Here is a 22,004-nt window from a genome sequence, read left to right as displayed (position 1 = left end):
GTGGAGCCGGTGGACCTGGCCGTCTCGGCCCTGCACCCGAGCGTGGACGACCCCGCGTTGAACTCGATGAACTTCCTCAACGAGGTGGCGCAGCACTACCCGGACGCGGTGTCGCTCGCCGCCGGCCGGCCGTACGAGGAGTACTTCGACTCGGCGGTGCTGCACGAGCACCTGGATGCCTTCCGCCGGCACCTCGCCGACGACCTGGGCCTGAGCCGCGCGCAGGTCGATCGGACGCTGCTCCAGTACGGCCGGACCAAGGGCGTCGTGCACCACCTCATCGCCCGCAACCTGGCCGTCGACGAGCAGCTCACCGTCGACCCGGAGGCGATCGTGGTGACCGTCGGCTGCCAGGAGGCCATGTTCCTGGTGCTGCGCGCGCTGCGGGCCGGTTCGCGGGACGTGCTCCTCGCGGTCGCCCCCACGTACGTCGGGCTGACCGGCGCGGCCCGCCTGGTCGACCTGCCGGTGCGCCCGGTCACCGGCGGCCCGGACGGCATCGACCTGGCGGACCTGCGCGCCCAGGTGCACCGCGCCCGGGCCGAGGGGTTGCGCCCGCGCGCCTGCTACGTGATGCCCGACTTCGCCAACCCGTCCGGCGTCAGCATGGACCTGGCGCAGCGGCGGCGGCTGCTCGACCTGGCCGCCGAGGAGGAACTGCTGCTGATCGAGGACAACCCGTACGGCCTGTTCCCGGCCGCCGGCGCCGAACGGCTGCCCACCCTCAAGGCGCTGGACACCCGCCGCCGGGTGGTCTACCTCGGCTCGTTCGCCAAGACCGTGCTGCCCGGCGCCCGGGTCGGCTACGTCGTCGCCGACCAGCGGGTGGCCGGCTCCGACGGCACGGTCGGCCCGCTCGCCGACCAGCTCGCCAAGATCAAGAGCATGGTCACCGTGAACACCTCGCCGGTCAGCCAGGCGGTGATCGGCGGCGCGCTGCTGGCCCACGACTGCTCGCTCGTGGCCGCCACCGCCCGGGAGCGGGCCGCGTACGCCCGCAACCTGCGGCACCTGGCCGACGGGCTGGCCCGGCGCTTCCCGGCCGGCGGGCCGGTGCGCTGGAACGTCCCGGCCGGCGGCTTCTTCGTGGTGGTCACCGTGCCGTTCGGCGTGGACGACGCGCTGCTGCACCGCTCGGCCCGCGAGTACGGCGTCCTCTGGACCCCCATGGCGCACTTCTACGACGCCGGCGTCCCGGTCAACGCGCTGCGGCTGTCGGTCAGCGCGGTCACCCCCGAACAGATCGACCTGGGCCTGGACCGGCTGACCGCCCTGATCACCGACGAGCTGGCCGCGGTGGGCGCCCCGGCCTGACGCCGCACTGTCGTCGTTCCGCCACCACCCGTGTTCCCGGGCGGAGCGGCCACCGTTGATAATGGACGGATGGTTGCCTGGGAGTACGCGTTGCTGGTCCGCCGCTATCAGGGGCAGGGCCGCAATTTCCACGTCACATTCGTCTGGTACGGCCCGGACGGCTCGCGCAACGACGTGACCCCCTACGGCGACACCGCGATCGCGCACCTCAACCGGGTCGGCCGGGAGGGCTGGGAGCTGGTCTCGGCCGCCGAGGACGTCAACAACGTGCAGGGCAGCACGGAGGTGCACCGCTACCACCTCAAGCGCCCGCTTCGCTGACCGGCTAGCGTGATCCTCCCAGTTCAGGGGAGGAGCAGCGGGTGGGCCGGTACGTCGTCGGGGTGGACCTCGGCACGCTCTCCGGGCGCGCCGTGGTGGTCGACGTGGCCGACGGCGCCGAGCGGGGCAGCGCCGTGCACGCGTACCGGCACGGGGTGATCACCGAGCGGCTGCCCGGCGGGCCGGCGCTGCCGCCCGGCTGGGCGCTCCAGGACCCCGCCGATCACGTCGAGGTGCTGCGCACCGCCGTGCCCGCGGCCGTCCGCGCGGCCGGGATCGACCCGGCCGAAGTGGTCGGCATCGGCCTCGACGCCACCTCCTGCACGGTGCTGCCCACCCGCGCCGACGGCACCCCGCTCGCCGAGCTGCCCGAGCTCCGGGACCGGCCGCACGCCTGGCCGAAGCTGTGGAAGCACCACTCGGCGCAGCGGCAGGCCGAGCGGATCAACGCCCTGGCCGCCGCCCGCCGCGAACCCTGGCTGGCCCGCTACGGCGGGCGGGTCTCCGCCGAATGGCAGCTCGCCAAGGCCCTGGAGGTGCTGGAGGAGGACCCGGAGGTCTTCCGCCGCGCCGAGCGCTGGGTCGAGACCGCCGACTGGCTGGTCCGGCGGCTCTGCGGGCGGGAGACGCGCAACGCCTCGGCCGCCGGCTTCAAAGGGCTGCGCCAGGACGGGAGTCCGCCGGCGCCCGACTTCCTCGCCGCGCTGCACCCCGAGCTGCCCGACCTGCTGCCCAAGGTGGACGGCCCGCTGCTGCCCCCGGCCGCCCGCGCCGGCGCGCTGACCGCCGAGGCGGCCGGCTGGACAGGCCTGCCCGCCGGGATCGCGGTGGCCGCCGGAGCGATCGACGCGCACGTCACCGCGGCGGCGGCCCGCGCGGTCGCGCCCGGGCGGATGCTCGCCGTCCTCGGCACCTCCACCTGCCTGATCATGAACGCGGACACCTGCCACGAGGTGCCCGGCGTCTGCGGCGTCGTCGAGGGCGGTGTCACCGCCGGCCGGTGGGGCTACGAGGCCGGCCAGAGCGGGGTCGGCGACATCTTCGCCTGGTACGTGGCACGCGCCCTGCCCGCGCCGTACGCCGAGGAGGCCGCCCGGCGCGGGGTGTCCGTGCACGAGCTGCTGGACTCGCTCGCCGCCGACCAGCCGGTGGGCGGGCACGGGCTGCTCGCGCTCGACTGGCACAGCGGCAACCGGTCGGTGCTCATGGACCACGAGCTCAGCGGGGTGCTCGTCGGGCTCACCCTGGCCACCCGGCCCGAGGACATCTGGCGGGCCCTGCTGGAGGCGACCGCCTTCGGCGCCCGCACCGTGGTCGAGGCGTTCGAGGCCGCCGGCGTACCCGTCGACGAGCTCACCGCCGCCGGCGGGCTCACCGCCAACCGGCTGCTCCTGCGCATCTACGCCGACGTGCTGCGCCGCCCGCTGCACGTGGTGGACGCGGCGCACCCGGCGGCGCTGGGCGCGGCCATCCACGCGGCGGTTGCCGCCGGGGCGTACCCGGACGTGGACAGCGCGTCGGCGGCCATGGGCGCAGCGCGTCGCGAGACCTGGCACCCCGACCCGGCCCGCGCCGACGCCTACGACGAGCTGTACGCCGAATACCGCGCCCTGCACGACCACTTCGGCCGCGGCGGCACCGACATCCTCCACCGCCTCCACCGCCTCCGCCACCGCGCCCACCCACCGCGTCGATCATGAAGTTATTGCCGGCGGTAAGCGCGTTCCAGGGCAATAACTTCATGATCAACGAGCTGGGGCGGGGCGGGGCGGACCAGGGCCGGGCGAGGCGGGGTTGGGGAAGGCCGACGCCCCGCTCGGCCGGGGGCCGGGCGGGGCGTCGGGGGAGTGGGCGGGCCGTCAGCCGAGGTCGACGGCGGGGTAGAGGGGGAATCCACTCAGCAGGTCGCTGGCCTGCTTGCTGACCGTCTCGGCCAGGGCCGGGTCCAGGACGTACTTCGCCTTGGACGGGGTGCCGTCGGCGTTCGCGCCCGGCTTGGTCTGGCTGAGCACGGTGTGGATCAGCTCGGCGGTGGTGTCCATCTCGGTGCCGCCCAAGCCGCGGGTGGTGAGCGCCGGGGTGCCGATTCGGATGCCGGAGGTGTACCAGGCGCCGTTCGGGTCCTGCGGGACGGCGTTGCGGTTCGTCACGATGCCGGAGTCGAGCAGCGCCTGCTCGGCCTGCCGGCCGGTGAGGCCATAGCCGGAGACGTCGATGAGCACCAGGTGGTTGTCGGTGCCGCCGGTGACCAGCTTCGCGCCGCGGCGCAGCAGCCCCTCGGCGAGCGCCTGGGCGTTGTCGACGATCCGCTGGGCGTAGTCGGCGAAGTCGGGGCGGCGGGCCTCGGCCAGGGCGACGGCCTTGGCGGCCATCACGTGCGGCAGCGGGCCGCCGAGCACCATGGGGCAGCCCCGGTCGACCTGGTCGGCCAGCTCCGGGCCGCAGAGCACCATGCCGCCGCGCGGGCCGCGCAGCGACTTGTGGGTGGTCGTGGTGACGATGTGCGCGTGCGGCACCGGGTCGAAGTCGCCGGTGAAGACCTTGCCGGCGACCAGACCCGCGAAGTGCGCCATGTCGACCATGAAGGTCGCGCCGACCGAATCGGCGATCTCCCGCATGATCCGGAAGTTGACCTTCCGGGGGTACGCCGAGTAGCCGGCCACCAGGATCAGCGGCTTGAACTCGCGGGCCGCCTCGGCCACCTTGTCGTAGTCGATCAGGCCGGTGACCGGGTCGGTGCCGTAGCTGCGCTGGTCGAACATCTTGCCGGAGATGTTCGGCCGGAAGCCGTGGGTGAGGTGCCCGCCGGCGTCCAGCGACATGCCGAGCATCCGCTGGTTGCCCAGCTCGCGGCGCAGCGCGAACCAGTCCGCCTCGGTGAGGTCGTTGACCTGGCGTACCTGGGCCTTCTTGAGTGCCGGGGACTCGACCCGGTCGGCCAGGATCGCCCAGAAGGCGACCAGGTTGGCGTCGATGCCGGAGTGCGGCTGCACGTACGCGTGGGCCGCCCCGAACAGCTCCTTGGCGTGCTCGGCGGCGAGCGCCTCGACGGTGTCGACGTTCTGGCAGCCGGCGTAGAAGCGGCGGCCGATGGTGCCCTCCGCGTACTTGTCGCTGAACCAGTTGCCCATGGCCAGCAGGGTGGCCGGGGAGGCGTAGTTCTCGCTGGCGATGAGCTTGAGGGACTCGCGCTGGTCGGCGAGTTCGGCCCCGATGGCGTCCGCCACCCGCGGCTCGACGGCGCGGATCACCTCCAGCGCGCTGCGGAAGGCGGTGGATTCGGCGTTCAGCGACATGCGACCTCCAGGTGACGTGCGGAAGGCCCAGGCGCTCGGCGTGCGTCCTCATGACGGGACCGCTTCCCGATGGTTCTCCATCCCCACGCGCCAGTCACGGCCCGCGCCGATCCTACCGGGTGGGCCGGGGCCGGGCGGGCGCACCTCCGGCGCGTGCCGGCGCGGTTGGGCGACCCGGGGCTGGGCAAACCCCTGGGGGAGGGGCCGGGCCAGGCGGTCCGCGTCCGGGGAAGGAGACACGAGGATGAGCACATCGACCACCGACCGTCCGCTCGCCGTGGTGACCGGCGCGTCCAGCGGCATCGGGTACGAGTTGGCGGCCCAGTTCACCGAGCACGGGTACGACGTGGTGGTGGCCGCCGAGGACCCGGGCATCGCGACGGCGGCGCGGAACCTGCACCGCGACGGCGGGCCGGAGGCGTACCCCGTGCGGGTGGACCTGGCCACGCCCGACGGGGTGGAGCAGCTGGCGCGGGCCGTGACGGAGCTGGGCCGCCCGGTGGACGCCCTGGCGCTGAACGCCGGCCGGGGCGCCGGCGGGGACTTCGTGGGCGGGACCGACCTGGACGACGAGCTGAAGGACAGCGGCGTCACCGTGACGTCCCTGATGCCCGGCCCGACCGACACCGAGTTCTTCGACCGGGCCGAGATGGAGGACACCCGGGTCGGCCAGGGGAAGAAGGACGACCCGCGCGCGGTGGCCGAGGACGCCTTCGAGGCCCTCATGAAGGGGGAGCACAAGGTGGCGGCCGGCTCGTTCATGAACAAGGTGCAGACCGCCGCCGGCAAGATCGTCCCGGATCGGCTGAAGGCCGAGCAGCACCGGAAGATGGCCGAGCCCGGCTCCGGCAGCTGACCTGCACAAACGAACGGCGGGACCCGGCGAGGCCGGGTCCCGCTTCCACGTCCTGCCGGGTCAGGCGACGACGGCGTCCAGCGACTTCTTCAGCGCCTTCGGGGCGGTCGGCGTCTTCGGCGCCTTCGGGCGCAGGTCGATCATGCGCTGGCCGATCTCCTGGAGCTGGTTACGGCCGAGGGCCTCGCGGACCTTGGGGAACCACTCCTGCTCCTCCTCCTCGACGTGGTGCAGCACGTTCTCGATCAGCACCGTCGTCTTGGCGTTGTAGCGCTCGTCGTCGGCGTCCATGGTGAACAGCTCGAAGCAGAGCACGTCGGCGACGTGGTGCTCCTCGTACGACTCCAGGATGTCGTCCTCGACGTCCGGCACGAGCTTGCGGACCTCGGGGTACATCACCTCGTTCTCGAGGTAGGTGTGCACCGTCAGCGCTTCGAGGATCTGCTTCACGAGCTTCTGCCGCTCGCTCGCCGGGCCCTCCTCGGCGTCCTGGAAGGCCTTGAACAGGCGGCGCATCTCCTTGTGGTCCTCCTTGAGCAGGACGATCGCGTCGGTGGACACCGGGTACCTCCTAGAGTCGGCTGGTGCCGGACCCCCTACCCGCCTCCCGACCAGCACAAACAAGTGGGGCCCGGCGACACGTCGCCGGGCCCCACCGTGTTGGTGCCGTGGTTACTTCACCACGTTGTACGCGTCGACCATGCCGGCGCCGTAGAACCCGTTGCGGGCCCCGCCGGAGCAGGTGGCGTCGTACGCGTCACCCAGCAGCGGCACCGGGTTGTAGACACCGCTCGGGCAGGACTGCGCCACCGACGTGCGCTCCAGGAACGACGACAGCTGGCCCGGGGTCATCCCCGGGTGCGCCGACAACGCCAGCGCCGCGACACCGGTGGCGTGCGGGCCGGACATCGACGTGCCCTGCTTGTACCCCCACCCGTTGGTGCGGGTGGCGGTGTTGAAGGTGGTCGACAGGATGGCGTCGGTGGAGGTCGAGCGCGCACCCTGGGTCCGGTACCGGGTGTCGCCACCCGGCGCCGTCACGTCGATGACACCCTGGCCGTACGAGGAGTAGTAGCTCTTCTCCCCGGTCGGGCCCACCGCACCGACGGTCACCACGCCCGGCGCCTCGGCCGGCAGGTCGAGGCAGGCGTTGGTGAGGTTCTCACGGTTCTCCGGCGTCCCGTTGTTCGGGCTGCCGGTGTCGGTGATCTTGTGGGCCAGGTCGTAGTTGGAGTTGCCCGCGGACGCCACGTTGAGCACGCCCTTGGACTGCGAGTAGCGGATCGCCCGCTGCACGGCCTGCCACACCGGACGCTGGCGCGGGTCGTTCTTGCAGTTCAGCTCCCACGGGTCGATGTAGTAGCTGTTGTTGGTCAGCTGCATCCCGTGGTCGGCGGCCCACATGAACCCGCAGACCGCGGCCTCCGGGAAGATGTAGCCGTCGTCGTTGACCACCTTGACGGCGGCGACCTTGACGCCCGGCGCGATGCCGGTCACGCCGACGCCGTTGACGGCGGCGGCGATGGTGCCGGCCACGTGGGTGCCGTGGTCGCTGGTGGTCGGGTTCCACGCCGCCTCGGTGGTGTTGGTGACACCGCCGATGCAGGACGTGCTCTTGTCCTTGGCGATCTGGGTCGCCAGGTCCGGGTGGCTGCTGGAGATGCCGCTGTCCAGCACGCCGACGACGACGTTCGCGCTGCCGCTGTTCACCGCGTGGGCCTGCGGCACGTGGATCATGTTCATGTCCCACTGCTGGCCGTAGAGCGGTTCCTTGGTCGGGTCGCCGGTGGCGGCGGCGACGTCGGCCGCGGAGATCTCCACGGTCTCGCCCTCGTCGAGGGCGGTGCCCAGGCCGGCGGTGGTCGCGACCGAGTCGACGCCCGCCCCCGCCACCTGCGTGGCGAAGTCCGGGTTGGTCGAGCGGACGACGAGCACGCCGATCTGGTCGTAGGAGGCCACGACGGTGCCCTTGGCGGCCGCCACGCGGGCGGCGGCCTTGCTGGTGTTGGCGCCCTGCGGGGCGAGGACCAGGTACGAGGTGTCCGGTCCGGCGGCGGCCGCCGATGCCAGCCCGCCGGTGAGGGCGAGGCCGACGCCGAGCGTCGCGGCGGACGCGGCGGCCAGTGTCTTGCGACGGAGGTTCTTCACACAGACTCCCAGGGGGCCGATCTGATCGGACCCGCTCCCTGGCGGGAAGCGGGCCGGCGGAAAACGAGCAGGCTGCTCGCCTTCGAGGGATCAGCGCCGCCGGCCGGTGTGGTGTTACACACACCTGAACGGTCGAACAACACCCGTCAGACGGTGGCCACCGTGTAGGGGATCTCGTCGAGCAGCTCGCGGGCCAGGAAGCCGATGCGGCCGTACCGGGGGACCAGGCGTTGCCCGCTCACCGCGTGGGCGAACGCGGCCCAGCAGGCGGCCTGCGCCGGCTCGGCGCCCCGGGAGAGCAGCCCGGCGAGCAGCCCGGCCCGGACGTCCCCGCTGCCCGAGGTGCCCAGGCCCGCGTCGCCGCTCTCCTCCCGCCAGGCCCGCCCGCCGGGCGTGGCGATGTGGCCGTAGAGGGAGACCACGGCGTCGTACCGCCGGGCCAGCTCGACCGCCTCGGCGTCGAGGTCGTCGCCGGGCTCCCGGTCGAGCAGGTGCCGCGCCTCCGTGAGGTTGGGCGTGAGCACCACCTTGCGGCCCGACCCGACCAGCAGGTCCGGTTCGTGGCTGAGCGCGCCGAGGGCGTACGCGTCGAGCACCAGCGACGTCTCCGGGCCGGCCGCGTCGAGCACCGCGTGCAGCAGCGCCCGGGTGCTGTCGATGTCCTTGAGGCCGGGGCCGACCGCCACCACGCCCGCCTCGGCGACGAGGCCGCCGAGCAGGTCGCCCGGGTCGCCCCGGACCGCGCCGTCGGCGGTCTCCGGCAGGCCGACCACCAGCGCCTCGGGCACCTGGATGCTGAGCGCGGCGGCGGTGGACTCGGCGGCGGCCAGTTGCAGCACCCCGGCGCCGGCGCGCAGCGCGGCCACCCCGGCGAGCAGCACCGCGCCGGGGGTGAACCGGGACCCGCCGACCACCAGCACCGTGCCCCGGGCCTCCTTGCCGCCGGTCGGCACCGGCAGCGCCCAGTCCCGCAGCAGCGCGGGGGTGATCACCTCAGACCGGCTCGGCATGTACCTCGTCCTCCCTGGTCGGTCGCGCCCCCTGCCGGTGCAGGTGGGTGACGTCGTTGAACACGTCCGGGGTCAGCCGGCCGCCGGCGTCGGCCGACCAGCCGGTGACCGCGCAGTTGGCGATGACGTGCTCCCGGGTCAGCGCCATGAGCTCCGCCTCGGTGAGCCCCTCGACGAGGTACCGCAGCAGGAACACCAGCGCGTCGTGGCCGAACAGCAGCACCCGGCCGCCGGTGTGGTCCCGGCGCAGGTCGCCGAGGAGGGTGCGCAGCCGCAGCGCCACGTCAATCCAGGACTCCCCGCCGGGCGGGCGGTAGTAGAACTTGCCGAGCCGGTCGCGGCGCGCCGCCTCGTCCGGGTACCGCCGCCGGACGCCGTGGCCGGTCAACCCGTCGAGGATGCCCAGCTCGCGGTCGCGCAGCCGCTCGTCCCGGCTCGCCGGCACGCCGGTGCCGGCGAGGGCCAGCTCGGCGGTCTGGATCGCCCGCAGGTACGGCGACACCACCGCCACGTCCGGCCGCCGCGCCTCGGGCAGCCCGGCCAGCCACCGCCCGGTCGCCCGGGCCTGCTCCGCGCCGGTGGGCGACAGCGGCACGTCCGCGTCCCGGTGGGTCAGCTCGATCAGGTCGGCGCCCGACGCCTCGGCCGCCGTGGCCGCGACGTTCGCCGTGCTCTCGCCGTGCCGGACGATCCAGAGCGCTGCCAGTTCCGCCATGCGGCCTCCGGTACCCGGGCGGTCCGGTGGGTAACCGTGTCGGCCGGCGCGGCCGGTGGGGCGTGAACGACGGCCGGGCGGGTAAGCGCGGTCAGCCAGCGCAGGGCGACGAAGCCGACCCAGGGGAGGTGTGCCGTGGCGACGATGGTCAAGGAGCCGATGAGCCCGGTCAAGGACAAGAACTACGACCTGATCCACGCGGTGCAGATGTCACTTCAGCACATCTGGCAGATGGAGACGTACATCGCCGACGCGGAGGACCGGGGCGACACCGAGCTCGCCACCTGGTTCCGCAAGATCCAGGAGAACAACCGCAAGGCCGGCGACCAGGGCAAGAAGATGCTCGCCGAACGGCTCCAGAAGGAGAACGGCTGACCGTACGCGCCGGTGGCCGGGTGGGTGCGCCTGCCCGGCCGCCGGCGTGTCCCGGGACCTCCGCGCCGCGCGGGCGGCGCCGGGTGGCATCGACCGGGCAGAATGTTGACCGGCGCACCGGGGTGGGCCCGGTGGCCGGGGAGGCGGCACGTGGCGACGGTCATCAGGGGTCTGCGGGAGGCGCTGGTTCTCTTCCTGATCGCGGTGGTGACGATCGGGATCGCGGTGGGCATCTGGGTGGGGGTCGGCGGCGGCGACTTCGTCCACCGGCTGGGCGTGGCGTTCATGCTGGTCGGCGCGGTGATCGGGATGACCGGTGACCTGACGCTGAGCCGGATCGGCATGCTGCCGGCCCGGTCCACCTTCGGCCTGGCTCCGGAGCGGGAGGACGGCGGCGGGGGCCGGGTGCTCACCGGCGTCGGCATCTTCCTGTTCGTCTCGGTGCCGCTGATCTTCGTCGGGGTCCTGCTGATCACGTGATGAGATCCCCGCGCCGGGACCGTCCGCGTCGTACGGTGTGAGGCGTGGCGACCACGGCGGCCGAGGAGATCCGGGTGGGTGAGCGGCTGGTCCGTGTCTCCAGCCCGGACAAGCCCTACTTCCCGGAACGCGGCCTGACCAAGCTGGACGTGGTCCGCTACTTCCTCGCCGTCGGTGACGGCATCCTGCGCGCGCTGCGCGACCGTCCGACCATGCTGGAGCGCTGGCCGCGCGGCGTGTTCGAGGGCGCGACGATCGCCACCCGGCAGACCAACAAGGGCGACGCGTTCTACCAGAAGCGGCTGCCGGCGGGCGCGCCCGAGTGGGTGCGCACCGCGCACATCACCTTCCCCAGCGGCCGGACCGCCGACGAGGTGGCGCCGAGCGAGCTGGCCGTGGTGATCTGGGCGGCCAACCTGGGCACCCTGCGGTTCCACCCGTGGCCGGTCTCGGCGGGTGACGTGGAGCGCCCCGACCAGCTCCGCATCGACCTGGACCCGATGCCCGGGGTGGATTTCGCCCAGGTGGTCCCGGTCGCCCACGAGGTGCGCGCGTTCCTCGACGAGCTGGGCCTGGTCGGCTACCCGAAGACCACCGGCGGCCGGGGCATCCACGTCTACCTGTCGATCGAGCCGCGGTGGAGCTTCGGCGACTGCCGCCGCGCGGTGCTGGCGCTGGGCCGGGAGATGCAGCGCCGGCTGCCCGACCTGGTCACCACCACCTGGTGGCGGGAGCAGCGGGACCGGCCGGTCTTCGTCGACTACAACCAGATGGCCCGCGACCACACGGTGACCTCGGCGTACTCGATCCGGCCCACCCCGCGGGCGCTGGTGTCGGCGCCGCTTTCCTGGGCGGAGCTGGACGACGCCCGGCCGGAGGACTTCGACGTGGTGAGCATGCCGGCCCGGTTCGCCGAGCGGGGTGACCCGCACGCCGGCCTGGACGAGCGCCGGTTCTCCCTGGAGCCGCTGCTGGAGCTGGCCGACCGGGAGGGCCTGGAGGCCCCGCCCGAGCGTTAGGCGGTCACTCCCAGGGGCTCAGGGTCCCGTCGAACTCCTCGAAGACCAGCCAGGTGCGGGTCGACAGCACCCCGGCGATGCTCTGCACCCGGTCCAGCACCACGTCCCGCAGGGTGGCGTTGTCCGGCGCCCGGACCAGGGCCAGCACGTCGTGCTCGCCGCTGAGCAGCGCCGCGTGCTCGATGTAGCGCACCCGGGCCAGCTCGGCGGACACCTCGCGCCAGGTGTTCTGCTCGATGGTGAGCGCGATGTAGGCCGAGGTGCCCAGCCCGGCGGGCTCGGGCGCCACCTGGGCCCGGAACCCGGTGATCACCCCGTCGCGGAGCAGCCGCTCCACCCGGGCGTACGCGTTGGTGCGCGAGACGTGCACCCGTTCGGCCAGCGTGCGGATGGACAGCCGGGCGTCCTCGGTCAGTTCGCGCAGGATCCGCCGGTCGACCTCGTCGAGCGGCCCGGCCGAACGTCCCGTTCCGCCCGTCGTGCCCGGTGCGGTTCCGGTCTCCTGGCTCATGAGGCCCGCCTTCCCGTGCCATTCGTCCCGCGTTCACGCCGGATGTTGAGTCAATCATCCGACAGCGGAAGCATAGGGCCACCACACGTCCAGGAGGTCCCCGCCGTGACGACCACACCCGAGGCGGTCCGCAGGGCATCCCCGCGCACCCGCCGGCCGGCCACCCCGGCCGCCGCAGACCCGTCGGCCGGCCTGCTGCCGCGCACCGAGCCGGTCCGACTGCTGAACCCCGACGGCACCCCGCTGCCCGCCCGGGACGACTACCCGGAGCCGCCCGTCGAGGCGCTGCGCGAGATGTACCGCCGGATGGTCGTCGGCCGTCGCTTCGACGTCCAGGCCACCGCGCTGACCAAGCAGGGCCGGCTGGCCGTCTACCCGTCCTCGCGCGGCCAGGAGGCCTGCCAGGTCGGCGGGGTGCTGGCGCTGCGCGACACCGACTGGGTCTTCCCGACCTACCGCGAGTCGATGGCGCTGACCGCGCGCGGCATCGACCCCGTCGAGGTGCTCACCCTGCTCCGCGGCGACTGGCACTGCGGGTACGACCCGACGGCCGTGCACACCGCGCCGCAGTGCACCCCGCTCGCCACCCAGTGCGTGCACGCCGCCGGGCTGGCCTACGGCGAGTCCTACCAGGGGCGCGACACCGTGGCGCTGGCCTTCATCGGCGACGGCGCCACCAGCGAGGGCGACTTCCACGAGGGCGTCAACTTCGCCGCCGTGTTCAAGGCCCCGGTCGTCTACTTCGTGCAGAACAACAAGTACGCGATCAGCGTGCCGCTGTCCCGGCAGACCGCCGCGCCGAGCCTGGCCTACAAGGGCGTCGGCTACGGCGTGCCCAGCGAGCAGGTCGACGGCAACGACCCGGTGGCCGTGCTCGCCGTGCTCAACCGGGCCGTCGCCCACGCCCGCGCCGGCAAGGGGCCGTACCTCGTCGAGGCGCACACCTACCGGATGGAGCCGCACACCAACGCCGACGACCAGACCCGCTACCGCGACGCCGAGGAGGTCGAGGCGTGGCGCGACCGCGACCCGATCGCCCGGCTGGAGGCGTACCTGCGGAACCGGGGCGCGCTGGACGACGCCGCGGTCGCCGCGATCGCCGAGGAGGCCGAGGCGTACGCCGCCGCGCTGCGCGACCGGATGAACGCCCAGCCCGAGGTGGACCCGCTCAGCCTCTTCGACCACGTCTACGCGGAGCCGACCCCGCAACTGGTCGAGCAGCGCGAGCAGGTCCGGGCCGAGCTGGCCGCCGCCCGCGCCGAGGAAGGGGACGCCTGATGGCCACCATGACAATGGCGAAGGCGCTCAACGCCGCGCTGGCCGACGCGATGCTGGACGACGAGCGGGTGGTCGTCTTCGGCGAGGACGTCGGGCAGCTCGGCGGCGTCTTCCGGATCACCGACGGGCTCCAGGCCCGGTTCGGCGACAAGCGCTGCTTCGACACCCCCCTGGCGGAGGCCGGCATCGTCGGGTTCGCCGTCGGCCTGGCCATGTCCGGGCTGCGCCCGGTGGTCGAGATGCAGTTCGACGCGTTCGCGTACCCGGCGTTCGAGCAGATCGCCTCGCACGTGGCGAAGCTGCGCAACCGGACCCGGGGCTCGCTCAGCGTGCCGATCGTCATCCGGGTCCCGTACGCCGGCGGCATCGGCGGCGTGGAGCACCACTGCGACTCGTCCGAGGCGTACTACGCGCACACCCCGGGCCTGAAGGTGGTCACGCCGGCGACCGTCGAGGACGCGTACTCGCTGCTGCGCGAGGCGATCGACGACCCGGACCCGGTCGTGTTCATGGAGCCGAAGAAGCTCTACTTCTCCAGCGCCGAGGCGGAGCTGCCGGCCCGGAAGGAGCCGTTCGGCCGGGCCGTCGTACGCCGCGCCGGCACCGACGCCACGCTGATCGCGTACGGGCCGGCGGTGCCGGTCGCGCTGGAGGCCGCCGAGGCCGCCCGCGAGGAGGGCTGGGACCTGGAGGTGGTCGACGTGCGCACCATCGTGCCGTTCGACGACGCCACGGTCACCGCCTCGGTGCGGAAGACCGGCCGCTGCGTGGTGATCCAGGAGGCGCAGGGCTTCGCCGGCGTCGGCGCGGAGATCGCCGCCCGGGTGCAGGAGCGCTGCTTCCACGCCCTGCACGCCCCGGTGCTGCGGGTCTCCGGTCTCGACATCCCCTATCCGGCGCCGATGCTGGAGCACACCCACCTGCCCTCGGTCGACCGGGTGCTGGACACCGTGGCCCGGCTCCAGTGGGACGACCAGCCGGACGAGCGGTGGGTGGCGGCATGAGCGAACGCACCGAGCGAAGCGAGGGCCGTGCGGGCATGCCCGGCCGGCACGGCATGACCACCACCACCGGAACCCGCGACTTCCTCCTGCCCGACCTGGGCGAGGGGCTGAGCGAGGCGGAGATCGTCGAGTGGCGGGTCGCCGTCGGCGACGTGGTCACCGTGGACCAGACCGTGGTGGAGGTGGAGACCGCCAAGGCCGTGGTCGACGTCCCCTGCCCGTACGCCGGCCGGGTCGTGGCCCTGCACGGCGCGGCGGGTGAGGTCCGTCCCGTGGGCCAGCCGCTCATCACGATCGCCCCGCTCGACGGCGACGGCGGCGACGACCCGCACGCCACCTACCGCGAGGAGGAGCGGGCCGGCTCCGGCAACGTCCTGATCGGGTACGGCACCGGCCACGGCGGCTCGGGCCGGCGGCGCCGCCGGCCCCGGCTGGCCCTCGCCCCGGAGCCCGAGGCCGGTAGCGGGGCCGCGACGGCGGACCCGGCCCCGGCCGCCGGTGGGGCGGCCGCCGCGCCGACGCCGGCCACCGGAGCGGACGGCGGGTCGCGGACGGGTCCGCTGGTCATCTCGCCGATCGTCCGGCGGCTGGCCCGGGAACGCGGCCTCGACCTGGCGGCCCTGCACGGCACCGGACCCGGCGGGGTGATCCGCCGCGCCGACGTGGAGGCGGCGTCCACCGCCCCGGCCGCGCAGCTCGCCGCCGTGCCGGCCGCCCCGGCCGCGCACGTCGGGCTGGCCCCGGCGGGCGACGGCGACGTGGTCATCCCGCTCACCGGCATCCGCAAGGTCATCGCCGACAAGCTCTCCCGCAGCCGGCGGGAGATCCCCGAGGTGACCATCTGGGTGGACGTGGACGCCACCGGGCTGCTGGCGACCCGGGCCGCGATCAACGCCGCCACCCCGGAGGCGCCGGTCAGCATCCTGGCCCTGCTGGCCCGGATCTGCCTGAGCGGCCTGCGGAAGTACCCGCAGCTCAACGCCCACGTCGACACCGAGGGGCAGCGGATCGTCCAGTCGGCCGGGGTGCAACTGGGCATTGCCGCGCAGACCGACCGGGGCCTGGTCGTCCCGGTGCTGCGCGACGCCCAGCGGCTGACCACCCGGGAGCTGGCCGCCGCCCTCGCCGAGACCACGGCGGCCGCCCGGGCCGGCACCCTGCCCCCGGCGCGGCTCACCGGCGGCACCTTCACCCTGAACAACTACGGGGTGTTCGGGGTGGACGGGTCCACGCCGATCATCAACCACCCGGAGGCGGCGCTGCTCGGCGTCGGCCGGATCGTGGACAAGCCCTGGGTGGTCGACGGGCAGCTCGCCGTGCGCAAGGTGACGCAGCTCAGCCTCACCTTCGACCACCGGGTCTGCGACGGTGGCGTGGCCGGCGGCTTCCTGCGGCACGTGGCGGACTGCGTCGAGCAGCCCGCCCTCCTGGTGGCGAACGTCTGAGCCGCGGCCCCGGCCACCGACGTGGCCGGGGCCGCGGTTTCTCCGCCGTCGGACCGGGAAGACGAGCCCGGTCGCCGACGGGGAGGGACGGATGACGGATCCGCACATGCCCTCGGCCGGTGGGGTGCGTCCGCATCCGGTCGCCGGCGCGCCGCTGATGAGCGACGCGCGGGAGCACGGGTTGACCGGGGACGGGACGACCAACGACCAGCCGGCCCTCGCCGCCCTGGTGGACCTGCTGGGCGACGCGTACGCCGCCGACGGGCGGGCCCGGGTGATCTACTGCCCGCCCGGGGTCTACTCGATCCGGGACGCCGGCACCGTCTGGCGGACCGGCGTCTCGCTGGTCGGCGCGGGTCCGGGCGCCACCCGGTTCGTGCTCGGCAACCCGGGCAACCGGGCCGATCCGACCCCGCTGGCGTTCCACACCGCCGAGCTGCACGGCGCGAGCCGCGAGCGGCACCTGGCGTACTGCACCTTCGCCGACTTCGAGATCGACGGGTCCGGGGTGGCGATGGCCGAGTACAACCCGCTCGCCAAGGGGCTGGGCCTCCAGTACGTGGTCCGGGGCGTGTTCCGCAACCTCTACATCCACCACACCGCGGCGACCGGCCTGGGCTGCGACTTCCTCCAGGACTGCATGATCGACGGGGTGCTGGTGGCCGGGTGCGGTCGGATGGACAACGGCACCGAGATGGGCGGCGCGGGGATCGGCATCGGGATCGGCGGCTGGGGCAGCGTCGAGCGGGTCAACGTGGTGAACTGCTCGGCCGTCGGCAACGCCACCAGCGGGATCTTCTTCGAGCTGCAGTTCGAGGGCGGGCTGCGCCCGCGCGGCATCCGGGTGATCGGCTGCCACGCCGAGGGCAACCGCTTCGGCATCGCCGACTGGGGCGCCAACGGCCTCGTCGTGTCGGCGTGCACGCTGGTCGGCAACCTCGACGCGGGCTTCCAGGTGTCGGCCAAGGGCACCACCGGCACGGCGGGTCGCGGCGGCCTGCTCACCGACTGCGTGGTCGACGCGAACCTGCGCGACGGCATCAGCATCGGCAACACCCCGGGGCCGTACACCGTCCGGGGCAACCGGATCAGCGGCAACGGCCGGTACGGCTACCACCAGCGCAGCCTGGGCGACACGGGGCAGGAGTGCGCCCGCGAGATAGTCATCGAGAGCAACGAGTTCTACGGCAACAGCCTGGACGCCGTCCGCTTCGACCGGCCCGTCCGGGACGCGTTCGTCGTCGGCAACCGGATCCGGGCGAACGGCCGCCAGTGCGGGCCCGGCGACCGGAACGGCGGCGACACGGTCCGGTACAGCGAGAGGTCGGTGATCGACCGCCGGGCGACCTGGCGGGGCGACGCGCACCGGGGCAAGACCATCCGGGTGGGCGAGCGGGTCGCGGTGGTGGCCGCGAACGACGAGAACGAACTGCACCTGGCCCCGGTCCGGCCGGGCGCCTTCACGGGCTGGAGCGGGGACACCCCGAACCCCGGCAGCCCCTACGAGCTACCCGGGCCGCCGGCGACCCGGGCGGGCATCACCGTCAACGCGGCGATGGACTCGGCCACCATCCGGGGCAACCGGGTCTGGGACAGCCACGATCCGACCACCCAGACGCACGGGCTGTGGGTCACCGCGGAGGGCAACTGCGTCGGCTGCCGGGTCGAGGACAACGACCTGGCGGGGAACGCGGAGGCGTCCATCCGATTGGACACCCCGCCCGTGGGCGGCCGTTGGGAACGCAACCACGGGGACGACGACCGGAGGTGAACCGGTCGTCCCGGCCCGCCGGGCGCAATCCGTCGCGGCCGTGACACCCCGCCCGTCGGCGTCGCCAATTCCCATTTCTGCACGCCCGACCCGAAATCGAAGTTCGGCCGGTCAAAGCAATTCCGCCGAATATGCCACGGCGTCCCGAGGGCCGTACAGAATGTGAGCCATGGGGGGAGTGGAAATGGGGTGCGGAATATGGACGTGAGGCGGCGAATGACGCTGCTGGCGGTGACCATCGCAGCCACACCGTTGGTGGTCGGCGGGTGCACCGCCGGCCAGCGGGAGGCCGTGAAGCCTGGCCACGGCAAGGCGGCCGCGGCGCCGTCGGTGAACCTGACCCCGGCGGACCGGACGAAGAACGTGCCGGTCAGCGCCGAGGTGGGGACCACGGTCAGCGGCGGCAAGGTCACCGCGGTGAAGCTCACCGACGACAAGGGGCGACCGGTCCCGGCGCAGCCGCGCGAGGACGGGTCGGGCTGGGTGCCGGACCGGCCGCTGGACAACTCGCGGACGTACACCGCGGAGGTGACCGCGACCGGCGATTCCGGGCGGACGACCACGCAGAAGACGACATTCACCACGATGGCGAAATCCACCAAACCGACCGTCACCAGCGAGCTCTATTTCACCAGTAATCAGACGTACGGGACGGCCGTGCCGGTGGTTGTCGCATTCGATCCGCCAATTCCCAAAGAGGCCAGAGCGGACGTGCAGCGCCGGTTGTTCGTGAAGACCGACCCGCCGCAACCGGGCGCCTGGTCGTGGGAGTCGGACGGCAAGCAGGTCGAATACCGGGCGCCCGACCACTGGAAGTCCGGCACGAAGATCAGCGTACGGAGCGCGCTGGAAGGGCTGCCGATCGGCAAGGACGCCATCGGCGACGCTGACCACAGCGCGACCTCCAAGATCGGCCGGCAGGTCTCGATCGACATCGACAACGCCACCAAGCAGATGTCCGTCTACCAGGAGGGCAAGCTGCTCCGCAAGGTCCCGGTGAGCATGGGCAAGTCGAGCACGCCGACCTCCAGCGGCAAGATGGTGATCATGGAGAAGTTCGACCGGACCACCTTCGACACCCGGGGCTCGGCCGATCCCTACGTGGTCGACGTGGACGACGCCCAGCGGCTCACCTGGGGTGGCGAGTTCATCCACTCCGCGCCGTGGTCGGAGGGGGAGCAGGGCTTCAACAACACCTCACACGGCTGCACCAACGTCTCCGCGGCGGCCGCGGACTGGCTGATGGGCGTCACCCACGTCGGTGACCTGGTGACCATCAAGGGCACCGAGGTGAAGCTGGATCAGGGCAACGGCTTCACGGCCTGGAACGTCGGCTGGGACGAGTTCATCAAGGGCAGCGCGCTGCCCGTACCGGCCGGGCTGAAGCCCACGCACAGCGCAACGCCGCACCCGGGCGCGGTGGCCGGCGGGTCGTCGCCCGCCCCCGCCCCGTCCAAGAGCAACAGCGGCGGCTGACCACCGGGGAGGAACGGCCGGGCCGGCCCGCACACACGCGGGCCGGCCTCGCGCCGTTCCCTCCGGACCAAGCGGACACCGCGCGGGCCGGCCCCGCGCCTTCCCTCCGAACCGAGCGGACACCCGGGCCGGCCCCGCGCCGTTGCGCGTTCAGTCCAGGTCGACCCGGGCCACGCCCGTCGCGGTCAGGCTGCCGAGCCAGAGGCGCCGCCCGTGCTGCCGCACGCCGGTGATCATCGGATACGTCCCGCTCGGGCCGTGCAGCGTGCGCAGCACCCGCCCGGTGCCGTCCACCAGCGCGACCAGCCCGTAGCGGCGGGGCTGCGGCTGCACCGCCCCCGGCAGCAGGGCGACGAGCTGGCGCACCCGGGGATGCGGCAGCAGCTTCTCCATGATCGGCAGCCGGGGGCTGGGCAGCGCGATCCAGTAGGTCCCGTCGCCCACGGCCGAGACGTTGTCCGGGTAGGCCGGCAGGTCGGCCAGCACGGTGGCCCGGCCGTCGGGCAGGTCCACCCGGAGCAGCCGGTGGGTGGCCGTCTCGACAAGCATGAGCGCCGACTCGTCCGGCGTGAGCGCCACCCCGTTGGGGAAGTAGAGCCCGCCCGCCACGACCTCGGTGCGCCCGGTCCGCCGGTCGTAGGCCAGCACCCGGCCGTTGGGCCGGTGCTCCAGCAGGTCCCGCTTCCAGTGCGCGAGCGGGAACCGGTCCGACGAGTCGGTGAAGTAGACCGTGCCGTCCCGGGCCACGGCGGCGTTGTCGGCCAGGTGCACCGATGCGGCCGTGCCGGTCAGCTCGTGCACCGCGCCGTCGGGGGTGACCCGCAGCAGCCCCCGGTAGGCGTCGCAGACCACCAGCCCGCCGTCGACCGGGTCCAGCTCGATGCCGAGCGGCCGGCCGCCGGTCTCGGCGAGCAGCGTGGGGCGGGTGCCGGCCGGGGCGTCCGCCGGCCACCACCAGAGACGGCCGTCCTCGTCGCCGCTGACCACCCGGCCCTCCGGGTCGATGAGCACGTCCTCCGGGCCGTGCCCACCCTCGGGCAGCGGCAGCAGGTCGGCCCGGTCCAGCCGCACGTCGGTGGGGGTCCACGGCCCGTCCAGCGGCGGTGGCACGGTGGCCGGCTCACGGACCGGCCGGATCAGCAGGGGCGCGCGCGGGCGGGGGACGGCCATCCGGCCATTCTTCCCCGCCGATGCCCCTGGCGGGAGCCCCCGGCGGCGTGTCTCCGCGGCGGTTGCGGCCCCCGGCCCTGCGGGATGACCCGGAGACCGCTCAGGGTCCCACCCGGGACCTACCCGGAACCCCGGCCGCGGGCGGCCGGAACTGTCGGTGGTGGGGGATAGGTTCGGGGCATGCGAGAGGGCGGCGACCGGTTCCACGTGGCGACGAGCGTCAGCGACCACGTGGTGGACCTGCGGGCGGTCGGTGAGATCGACATCGCCACCGTGGGGGCGTTCCGGGCCGCCCTGTGGGCCGCGCCGGCACGGCCGGTGCTGCGGCTGGACCTGTCCGGCGTGCGGCTGCTCTCCGCCGCCGGGGTGCGTGCGCTGGTCGCCGCCCACCTGCGGGTCCGGGCCCGCGGCGGCGAGCTGGTGCTGGTCGACCCCGACCCGGTGGTCGCCCGGGTGCTGCGGGCCACCGGCCTGCACCGGGTGCTGCCGATCCGGGAGTCGGCCCGGGAGCTGGTCGCCTGCGCGGCGGCCTGACCGGCCGGACGCCGCAGGGCCGCCGGCGTGCCGCCGACGGCCCTGCCGACGTTCCGTGGGTCAGCGCACGCCGACCAGGTCCACCACGAAGACCAGCGTCTCGTTCGGCTTGATCACGCCTCCGGCGCCCCGGGCGCCGTAGCCCAGGTGCGGCGGGATGGTGAGCCGGCGCCGGCCGCCGACCTTCATGCCGACCACGCCCTGGTCCCAGCCGGCGATGACCTGGCCGCCGCCGAGCGGGAACTCGAAGGTGTCGCCGCGGTTCCACGACGAGTCGAACTCGCGGCCGGTCGAATGGGACACGCCGACGTAGTGCACGTCGGCCAGCTGGCCGGGGCGGGCCTCCGGGCCGTCGCCGACCGTGATGTCCTCGATGACGAGATCGGCGGGCGGTGCGCCCTCGATCGGGCCAACCTCGGGCTTCTCCATGAGCGGGTCTCCTCGGTGCTGACAGGTGCGGTCCCCGTCGATCCTGCCGGATCGCGGCCGGCCGATACGCGTCGGTCCCCGCCGCGGCGTGGCGGCGGGGACCGGTGGGTGGCACGGGAGTGGCGGGCGCCGCCTCTCGGTGACGCCCGCCCGGTGGGTACTGCCCGCGGTGACCTCACTTCAGCCAGCGCAGCCGCGCGACGACGGGGAGCTTCGCCCACGCCCGGCCGAGGCCGAGGGTGTCACCGGCGTTGACCAGGGCCAGGCCGGCCAGCAGACCCGCGTAGATGAGGTGGTCGTCCATGAACGGGTTGTTCTCGGGGGGCAGCACGGCCGTCCACATCATGACCAGCAGGAGCCCGCCGGCGACCGCGGCGACCCGGGTGCCGATGCCGAGCAGCAGGGCCACGCCGATGCCGAGCAGGCCGAGCATGAACAGCCAGTCCGCCCACGCCGCGCCGCCGATCTCCTGGTAGAACCCCTTGAACGGGCCGGCCGCGCCGAAGGTCAGGAACCCCTTGGTCGGGCTGCCGCCGTTGATCCAGGCGGCCTTCGCCGCGGTCTCGTGGCCGAGGCCGAACATCTTGTCGAGGAAGGCCCAGAGGAACGTCCAGCCCAGGGCGATCCTGAGTCCGGCGAAGACGTACCGGGTGGCCTTCTGGCGGGTGGTCTCGGCGTCCCGGGTGGTCTCGGCCGCCGGAGCGGTGGTGTTGGCGGTGATCCGCTCGATCGTCGCGGTCATGGTCTCCACGTCCCTTCTGTGCCTCGCACCGCGCTTTCCGGTGGCACCTTCATTCCACCGCTCCGGCCGGCCGGCGAGCAGGGCCGACCGGTGCCCTCCGGACCGGGACC

The 22,004-nt window shown here is 73.7% G+C and carries 22 protein-coding genes and 1 riboswitch; of the genes, 13 read left to right on the top strand and 9 right to left on the bottom strand.

Translation table 11 applies throughout. The features are described from left to right. The 3 genes from ABZ452_RS15760 to ABZ452_RS15750 all read left to right on the top strand — a co-directional run bounded on the left by ABZ452_RS15760 (position 1) and on the right by ABZ452_RS15750 (position 3,335). Positions 1-1,314, top strand: coding sequence for a PLP-dependent aminotransferase family protein (locus ABZ452_RS15760; protein ID WP_357943091.1), 1,314 nt, complete (start codon positions 1-3; stop codon positions 1,312-1,314). 69 nt (positions 1,315-1,383) lie between these two features. After that, the gene (locus tag ABZ452_RS15755) at positions 1,384-1,635 is read left to right on the top strand and encodes a hypothetical protein (protein WP_355342847.1); all 252 of its coding nucleotides are present in this window, start codon (positions 1,384-1,386) and stop codon (positions 1,633-1,635) included. A gap of 41 nt (positions 1,636-1,676) precedes the next feature. Next, entirely contained in the window at positions 1,677-3,335 is a 1,659-nt protein-coding gene (locus tag ABZ452_RS15750) for a ribulokinase (RefSeq protein WP_357943088.1), read from the top strand. A gap of 159 nt (positions 3,336-3,494) precedes the next feature. Here the strand turns inward: ABZ452_RS15750 and ABZ452_RS15745 are convergent, their stop codons facing one another. Further along, the gene (locus ABZ452_RS15745; protein ID WP_357943086.1) at positions 3,495-4,931 is read right to left on the bottom strand and encodes a glycine hydroxymethyltransferase; all 1,437 of its coding nucleotides are present in this window, start codon (positions 4,929-4,931) and stop codon (positions 3,495-3,497) included. Between the two features lie 18 nt (positions 4,932-4,949). Continuing rightward, a riboswitch (ZMP/ZTP riboswitch) is annotated at positions 4,950-5,039 on the bottom strand. A gap of 136 nt (positions 5,040-5,175) precedes the next feature. Between ABZ452_RS15745 and ABZ452_RS15740 the strand changes: the two genes are divergently transcribed. Continuing rightward, entirely contained in the window at positions 5,176-5,787 is a 612-nt protein-coding gene (locus ABZ452_RS15740) for an SDR family NAD(P)-dependent oxidoreductase (RefSeq protein WP_357943084.1), read from the top strand. 60 nt (positions 5,788-5,847) lie between these two features. Here ABZ452_RS15740 and ABZ452_RS15735 read toward each other — a convergent pair whose 3' ends face one another. From ABZ452_RS15735 to ABZ452_RS15720, 4 genes are all read right to left on the bottom strand, one after another. Beyond that, positions 5,848-6,348 (bottom strand): hemerythrin domain-containing protein, encoded by a 501-nt coding sequence (locus ABZ452_RS15735; RefSeq protein WP_357943082.1) that lies wholly within the window; start codon positions 6,346-6,348, stop codon positions 5,848-5,850. Positions 6,349-6,459: 111 nt separating this feature from the next. Further along, positions 6,460-7,935, bottom strand: a complete 1,476-nt coding sequence (locus ABZ452_RS15730; RefSeq protein WP_357943080.1) for a S8 family serine peptidase — start codon at positions 7,933-7,935, stop codon at positions 6,460-6,462. 146 nt (positions 7,936-8,081) lie between these two features. Further along, positions 8,082-8,945: an NAD(P)H-hydrate dehydratase gene (locus ABZ452_RS15725; protein WP_357943078.1), complete on the bottom strand. Its 864-nt coding sequence runs from the start codon at positions 8,943-8,945 to the stop codon at positions 8,082-8,084. Beyond that, positions 8,929-9,660: a histidine phosphatase family protein gene (locus ABZ452_RS15720; protein WP_357943076.1), complete on the bottom strand. Its 732-nt coding sequence runs from the start codon at positions 9,658-9,660 to the stop codon at positions 8,929-8,931. The genes ABZ452_RS15725 and ABZ452_RS15720 overlap by 17 nt, the downstream gene beginning before the upstream one ends. Before the next feature lie 144 nt (positions 9,661-9,804). Between ABZ452_RS15720 and ABZ452_RS15715 the strand changes: the two genes are divergently transcribed. The 3 genes from ABZ452_RS15715 to ABZ452_RS15705 all read left to right on the top strand — a co-directional run bounded on the left by ABZ452_RS15715 (position 9,805) and on the right by ABZ452_RS15705 (position 11,534). Further along, positions 9,805-10,035 carry a hypothetical protein gene (locus ABZ452_RS15715; protein WP_357943694.1) on the top strand — a complete coding sequence of 77 codons (231 nt, stop codon included), beginning with the start codon at positions 9,805-9,807 and terminating at the stop codon, positions 10,033-10,035. A gap of 150 nt (positions 10,036-10,185) precedes the next feature. Further along, positions 10,186-10,515 (top strand): hypothetical protein, encoded by a 330-nt coding sequence (locus ABZ452_RS15710; RefSeq protein ID WP_357943074.1) that lies wholly within the window; start codon positions 10,186-10,188, stop codon positions 10,513-10,515. 44 nt (positions 10,516-10,559) lie between these two features. After that, on the top strand, positions 10,560-11,534 hold the full coding sequence (locus tag ABZ452_RS15705; RefSeq protein ID WP_357943072.1) for a DNA primase small subunit domain-containing protein: 975 nt from the start codon (positions 10,560-10,562) through the stop codon (positions 11,532-11,534). A 4-nt stretch (positions 11,535-11,538) separates the two neighbouring features. Here ABZ452_RS15705 and ABZ452_RS15700 read toward each other — a convergent pair whose 3' ends face one another. Continuing rightward, a complete protein-coding gene (locus ABZ452_RS15700) occupies positions 11,539-12,045 on the bottom strand; it encodes an Lrp/AsnC family transcriptional regulator (protein ID WP_357943070.1) in 507 nt (168 codons plus the stop codon). A 72-nt stretch (positions 12,046-12,117) separates the two neighbouring features. On the opposite strand from ABZ452_RS15700, the gene pdhA reads away from it, so the two are divergent. The 5 genes from pdhA to ABZ452_RS15675 all read left to right on the top strand — a co-directional run bounded on the left by pdhA (position 12,118) and on the right by ABZ452_RS15675 (position 19,019). After that, complete coding sequence (gene pdhA / locus ABZ452_RS15695; protein ID WP_357943692.1) at positions 12,118-13,323, top strand: pyruvate dehydrogenase (acetyl-transferring) E1 component subunit alpha; 1,206 nt, start codon at positions 12,118-12,120, stop codon at positions 13,321-13,323. Further along, on the top strand, positions 13,323-14,327 hold the full coding sequence (locus tag ABZ452_RS15690) for an alpha-ketoacid dehydrogenase subunit beta (protein ID WP_357943068.1): 1,005 nt from the start codon (positions 13,323-13,325) through the stop codon (positions 14,325-14,327). Before pdhA ends, ABZ452_RS15690 begins: the two co-directional genes overlap by 1 nt. 53 nt (positions 14,328-14,380) lie before the next feature. After that, complete coding sequence (locus tag ABZ452_RS15685) at positions 14,381-15,772, top strand: dihydrolipoamide acetyltransferase family protein (protein ID WP_357943690.1); 1,392 nt, start codon at positions 14,381-14,383, stop codon at positions 15,770-15,772. Between the two features lie 91 nt (positions 15,773-15,863). Further along, the gene (locus tag ABZ452_RS15680; protein ID WP_357943066.1) at positions 15,864-17,543 is read left to right on the top strand and encodes a right-handed parallel beta-helix repeat-containing protein; all 1,680 of its coding nucleotides are present in this window, start codon (positions 15,864-15,866) and stop codon (positions 17,541-17,543) included. Between the two features lie 198 nt (positions 17,544-17,741). Then, complete coding sequence (locus ABZ452_RS15675; RefSeq protein ID WP_357943064.1) at positions 17,742-19,019, top strand: Ig-like domain-containing protein; 1,278 nt, start codon at positions 17,742-17,744, stop codon at positions 19,017-19,019. Positions 19,020-19,169: 150 nt separating this feature from the next. Here the strand turns inward: ABZ452_RS15675 and ABZ452_RS15670 are convergent, their stop codons facing one another. Continuing rightward, positions 19,170-20,189 carry an SMP-30/gluconolactonase/LRE family protein gene (locus ABZ452_RS15670; RefSeq protein ID WP_357943062.1) on the bottom strand — a complete coding sequence of 340 codons (1,020 nt, stop codon included), beginning with the start codon at positions 20,187-20,189 and terminating at the stop codon, positions 19,170-19,172. Between the two features lie 180 nt (positions 20,190-20,369). Between ABZ452_RS15670 and ABZ452_RS15665 the strand changes: the two genes are divergently transcribed. Further along, positions 20,370-20,723 carry an STAS domain-containing protein gene (locus ABZ452_RS15665; protein ID WP_357943060.1) on the top strand — a complete coding sequence of 118 codons (354 nt, stop codon included), beginning with the start codon at positions 20,370-20,372 and terminating at the stop codon, positions 20,721-20,723. Positions 20,724-20,783: 60 nt separating this feature from the next. Here the strand turns inward: ABZ452_RS15665 and ABZ452_RS15660 are convergent, their stop codons facing one another. Both ABZ452_RS15660 and ABZ452_RS15655 read right to left on the bottom strand, forming a co-directional pair. Further along, the gene (locus ABZ452_RS15660; RefSeq protein ID WP_357943057.1) at positions 20,784-21,152 is read right to left on the bottom strand and encodes an FKBP-type peptidyl-prolyl cis-trans isomerase; all 369 of its coding nucleotides are present in this window, start codon (positions 21,150-21,152) and stop codon (positions 20,784-20,786) included. 175 nt (positions 21,153-21,327) lie between these two features. Continuing rightward, positions 21,328-21,903 carry a DoxX family membrane protein gene (locus ABZ452_RS15655; protein ID WP_357943055.1) on the bottom strand — a complete coding sequence of 192 codons (576 nt, stop codon included), beginning with the start codon at positions 21,901-21,903 and terminating at the stop codon, positions 21,328-21,330. Positions 21,904-22,004: the final 101 nt, after the last annotated feature.

This window comes from Micromonospora sp. NPDC005707 (genome assembly GCF_040631005.1).
GTDB lineage: Bacteria > Actinomycetota > Actinomycetes > Mycobacteriales > Micromonosporaceae > Micromonospora.
The sequence above is the reverse complement of the archived record's forward strand: the minus strand, read 5'-3'. Positions and strand labels throughout refer to the sequence as shown.

Coding starts and splice junctions, on each gene's coding strand:
- ABZ452_RS15755 (WP_355342847.1), top strand. CDS start 1,384: ATGGTTGCCTGGGAGTACGCGTTGCTGGTCCGCCGCTATCAGGGGCAG.
- ABZ452_RS15745 (WP_357943086.1), bottom strand. CDS start 4,931: ATGTCGCTGAACGCCGAATCCACCGCCTTCCGCAGCGCGCTGGAGGTG.
- ABZ452_RS15740 (WP_357943084.1), top strand. CDS start 5,176: ATGAGCACATCGACCACCGACCGTCCGCTCGCCGTGGTGACCGGCGCG.
- ABZ452_RS15725 (WP_357943078.1), bottom strand. CDS start 8,945: ATGCCGAGCCGGTCTGAGGTGATCACCCCCGCGCTGCTGCGGGACTGG.
- ABZ452_RS15720 (WP_357943076.1), bottom strand. CDS start 9,660: ATGGCGGAACTGGCAGCGCTCTGGATCGTCCGGCACGGCGAGAGCACG.
- ABZ452_RS15715 (WP_357943694.1), top strand. CDS start 9,805: ATGGTCAAGGAGCCGATGAGCCCGGTCAAGGACAAGAACTACGACCTG.
- ABZ452_RS15700 (WP_357943070.1), bottom strand. CDS start 12,045: ATGAGCCAGGAGACCGGAACCGCACCGGGCACGACGGGCGGAACGGGA.
- ABZ452_RS15690 (WP_357943068.1), top strand. CDS start 13,323: ATGGCCACCATGACAATGGCGAAGGCGCTCAACGCCGCGCTGGCCGAC.
- ABZ452_RS15685 (WP_357943690.1), top strand. CDS start 14,381: ATGACCACCACCACCGGAACCCGCGACTTCCTCCTGCCCGACCTGGGC.
- ABZ452_RS15680 (WP_357943066.1), top strand. CDS start 15,864: ATGACGGATCCGCACATGCCCTCGGCCGGTGGGGTGCGTCCGCATCCG.
- ABZ452_RS15675 (WP_357943064.1), top strand. CDS start 17,742: ATGGACGTGAGGCGGCGAATGACGCTGCTGGCGGTGACCATCGCAGCC.
- ABZ452_RS15670 (WP_357943062.1), bottom strand. CDS start 20,189: ATGGCCGTCCCCCGCCCGCGCGCGCCCCTGCTGATCCGGCCGGTCCGT.
- ABZ452_RS15665 (WP_357943060.1), top strand. CDS start 20,370: ATGCGAGAGGGCGGCGACCGGTTCCACGTGGCGACGAGCGTCAGCGAC.
- ABZ452_RS15660 (WP_357943057.1), bottom strand. CDS start 21,152: ATGGAGAAGCCCGAGGTTGGCCCGATCGAGGGCGCACCGCCCGCCGAT.